The sequence below is a fragment of the Xinfangfangia pollutisoli genome, assembly GCF_020179405.1.
Taxonomy (GTDB): domain Bacteria; phylum Pseudomonadota; class Alphaproteobacteria; order Rhodobacterales; family Rhodobacteraceae; genus Pseudogemmobacter; species Pseudogemmobacter pollutisoli.
Genome location: NZ_JAICBZ010000155.1, coordinates 1 through 3,382, shown reverse-complemented (window position 1 = coordinate 3,382; position 3,382 = coordinate 1). Strand labels below are relative to the sequence as shown.

General features: G+C 69.2%; 6 protein-coding genes. 4 read left to right on the top strand and 2 right to left on the bottom strand.

The features are described from left to right. The 3 genes from K1Y73_RS21590 to K1Y73_RS21580 form a co-directional block, all read left to right on the top strand. Positions 1–254: GNAT family N-acetyltransferase (locus K1Y73_RS21590; RefSeq protein WP_225030459.1), on the top strand; the 254-nt coding region annotated here is incomplete at its 5' end. An 88-nt stretch (positions 255–342) separates the two neighbouring features. Beyond that, positions 343–792 carry a ribose 5-phosphate isomerase B gene (gene rpiB, locus K1Y73_RS21585; RefSeq protein ID WP_225030458.1) on the top strand — a complete coding sequence of 150 codons (450 nt, stop codon included), beginning with the start codon at positions 343–345 and terminating at the stop codon, positions 790–792. 98 nt (positions 793–890) lie between these two features. Next, positions 891–1,241: an SH3 domain-containing protein gene (locus K1Y73_RS21580; RefSeq protein ID WP_225030457.1), complete on the top strand. Its 351-nt coding sequence runs from the start codon at positions 891–893 to the stop codon at positions 1,239–1,241. Positions 1,242–1,353: 112 nt separating this feature from the next. Here K1Y73_RS21580 and K1Y73_RS21575 read toward each other — a convergent pair whose 3' ends face one another. Next, the gene (locus tag K1Y73_RS21575) at positions 1,354–1,767 is read right to left on the bottom strand and encodes a c-type cytochrome (RefSeq protein WP_225030456.1); all 414 of its coding nucleotides are present in this window, start codon (positions 1,765–1,767) and stop codon (positions 1,354–1,356) included. Between the two features lie 120 nt (positions 1,768–1,887). Continuing rightward, on the bottom strand, positions 1,888–2,607 hold the full coding sequence (lipB, locus tag K1Y73_RS21570) for a lipoyl(octanoyl) transferase LipB (protein ID WP_225030460.1): 720 nt from the start codon (positions 2,605–2,607) through the stop codon (positions 1,888–1,890). Between the two features lie 132 nt (positions 2,608–2,739). Here lipB and K1Y73_RS21565 point away from each other — a divergent pair. Further along, positions 2,740–3,382 (top strand): peptidoglycan-binding domain-containing protein (locus K1Y73_RS21565; RefSeq protein ID WP_225030455.1); only part of this gene is annotated, 643 nt, incomplete at its 3' end.

The window sequence follows — 3,382 nt, the reverse complement described above, 5'->3', positions numbered from 1 at the left end:
CGCGGCGGGGGATCGGCGCGCGGCTGCTGGCGGCGGCCGAGGCGCGGGCGCGGGCCTTGGGGGCGGCCGAGATGCGGGCCTCGGCCAGCCTGGCCTCGGAGCCGTTCTTCGCCCGGCATGGTTGGGAGGTCGTGGCGCGGGAAGAGATCGCGCGCGGCGATGTCTGGCTGAAGCGGGCGCAGATGCGCAAGGCGCTGCGGCCCGAAGGTCAGGGCGACCGGCCCGACCCGGGCGACGCGCCGCCGCCGCCGTGACGCAGGCGCCGTGACGCGCAGGTCTTGACGCTGGCGGCCGGCTGCTTCAATCCGGCCGCACAGATCGTGCCCGAGGAAGGAGCCCGCCATGACCGACCGCCGCCGCATCGTCCTGTCCAGCGACCATGCCGCCATTCCGCTGCGCCAGGCCATCGCCGCGCATCTGGCCGCGCGCGGCTGCGAGGTGGTGGATATCGGCCCGGTCACCCCGGAAAGCACGCCCTATCCCGAACATGGCGCGGCGGCCGCGCGGCGCGTCGCCTCGGGCGATTGCGCGCTGGGGATCATCCTGTGCGGCACCGGCCAGGGCATCATGATGGCCGCGAACAAGGTCAAGGGCATCCGCTGCGGCGTCTGCTCCGACACGTTCTCGGCGCGGATGATCCGCCAGCACAATGACGCGAACATGCTGTCCCTGGGCGCGCGCGTCCTGGGCGAGGGGCTGGCGCTTGAAATCGTCGACGCCTTCCTGAACGCCGAATTCGAAGGCGGGCGGCATGCGACGCGGGTGGGGATGATCGACGCGCTGGAGGCCTGAGCCGGCAGCCGCGCGCCGAGGCCCGCGGCGCGGGTCTGTACGCGCGGGGGCGGTCGGTCTAGACAGGGGCCTGACCGCAGCTGACCGCAGGATTTCCCATGCGCATCGCCCCCTTGCCCCGTTTCGCCCCGGGCCGCCCGGCCGGTTTTGCCGCTTTGCTGGTCGTGCTTTGCCTGGGCGTGGCCCTGGCGCTGGCCCTGACCGCGCCCCCGGCCCGGGCCGAGCCGCGCGGCACCTATGAGGTCACGGGCGTCGGCCCCGAGGACATGCTGAAGATGCGGGCCGGGCCGGGCACCGGCTACAAGATCGTGCTGGGCCTGCCGAATGGCACCGTGCTTTGGCTGCAAAGCTGCGAAAGGTCGGGCAATACCAGCTGGTGCAAGGTTTCGCTGAAGGACGCGCGGAACGTGAGGGGCTATGTCTCAAGCGCCTATCTGAAGAAGATGTAGCCGCCGGCGCCGGCCGGAACTGCGAAGGGGCGCCGGTGATCCGGCGCCCCTGCAAGTTTCACCCCCCCCGGAGCCAAGCCCCGGTTTTCAGAACTCCGGGGCAAGCCCCGGTTTATTGCGCGACCGAGGCCAGATAGGCGGCCACATCCTCGCCGCCCTTGGGCAGCTTGAAGCTCATCTTCGATTTCAGCGTCGGATCGCCGGCCTGTTCGTCGATCCATTTCGTCGGATCGACCACATAGGCGGCAATCATCGCCTCATCCCAGACCGCGCCGGTGGCGCCGACGGCCAGGATGCCGCTGCCATATTTGAAATCGGGGTCCGAAGCCACGGCGCGGCCGACGACGCCATAAAGGTTCGGGCCGGTCTTGCCGCCCTTCTGGATCACGGTCCCGTCGGGGGCGATGACCGAATGGCAGGCTTTGCATTTCTTGAACACGTCCTCGCCGGCGGCGGGATCGCCGGCGAAAGCCGGGACGGCCAAGGTGAAGGCAGAAATCGCTGCCAGCAGGAAGGGTGTCTTCATCTCGTCCTCTCAGATCAGGTGGCGGTGAGTCGCGCGCCTCGGGCTCAACATGGGTTTTCAGGCCCTTGTTATGCAATAGCACCGAGGTCGCAGGCGATAGCGCCGGCGCGGCGCCTCCGCTCAGCCGCCGCCACAGCGGGCGCCCGCGCCGAAGCTGCGCTCGAAGGTGGCGCGCAGGGCGGCGTCGAGATCGTCCATCGTCACCGGCAGGCCCAGATCGACCAGGCTTGTCACCCCATGGTCGCGGATGCCGCAGGGCACGATGCCCTGGAAATGGCTCAGATCCGGCTCGACATTGATCGACAGGCCGTGGAACGACACCCAGCGGCGCAGCTTGATGCCGATCGCGGCGATCTTGTCTTCGGCCGGGCTGCCATCGGGCGCGGGCGGGCGGTCGGGCCGCACCACCCAGACGCCGACGCGGCCGGGGCGGATTTCGCCCTTCACCCCGAATTCGGCCAGGGCCGCGATCACCCAGGCCTCCAGCGCGCGCACGAAGCAGCGCACATCGCCGCCGCGCGCCTTGACGTCAAGCATCGTATAGACCACCCGCTGGCCCGGTCCGTGATAGGTATATTGCCCGCCGCGCCCGGTCTGGATCACCGGGAAGCGGCCCGGATCGGTCAGATCCTCGGGCCGGGCCGAGGTGCCGGCGGTGTAAAGCGGCGGATGTTCCAGCAGCCAGATCGCCTCGGGCGCTTCGCCACGGGTGATCGCCTCGACCCGCGCCTCCATGGCGGCCAGGGTTTCGTCATAGGGCGCAAGGCCGGGGATATGCCGCCATTCGACCATTTGGCTTGTCCTTTGCTTCGATCGGGCGCTGCAAGCGGGGGCTGCGATCGGGCCGGTTCGACGCGAAACATGCGGAAATCCCGTCTTCCCAGACGCGGGGCCCGTGCTAGACTGCGGCCAATTTCCGCTTCCCCGCGCTTTCAGCTTTCCCACGCTTTATGCCTTTCCCGGAGTGATGCAATGAAGATCAAGTCAATTGCAACCAGTGCCGTCATCGCCTCGATCTCGTTCAGCCCGGTCTCGCCGATGGTCACCGCCGCCCGCGCCGACAATGGCGATGTGATCGCGGGTATCATCGCCGGCGCCATCGTGGGCGCCGCGATCAACGAGGGCAGCAAGAAGAAGAAAAAGACCAAGGCCACCAAGACCGCGCCGGCCAAGCCCTCGATCTCGGCCGAGCAGAAGGCGGCGAACCGCGATGTGCAGCAGGCGCTGAACTATTTCGGCTGGAATGTCGGCTCGGCCGACGGGGTGCTGGGCGGCAAAAGCCGGACGGCGATCAAGGAATACCAGGCCTTCATGGGCTGGGGGGCCACCGGCGAATTGTCCGAGGATGAGCGGCTGATCCTGACCACGGCGCATGCCAGGGCCGAGGCCGGCGGCGCGGTGATCCAGGATATCGTGGCGGGGTCGGTCTATGGGGTGCGCGGCATCCTTCTGGCGCAGCGCGACGAGATGATGGCGCCGAAGGGGATGATCGTGGCCAACAGCCCCTCGCCCAAGGACGGGCCGGCGCCGGGCAGCATCGCGGCCAAGGCCGAGGCGGCGCTGCCGGCGCTTTTGCCCGAACCCGCGCCGGTGGCGGTGGCGCCGACCCCTGCGC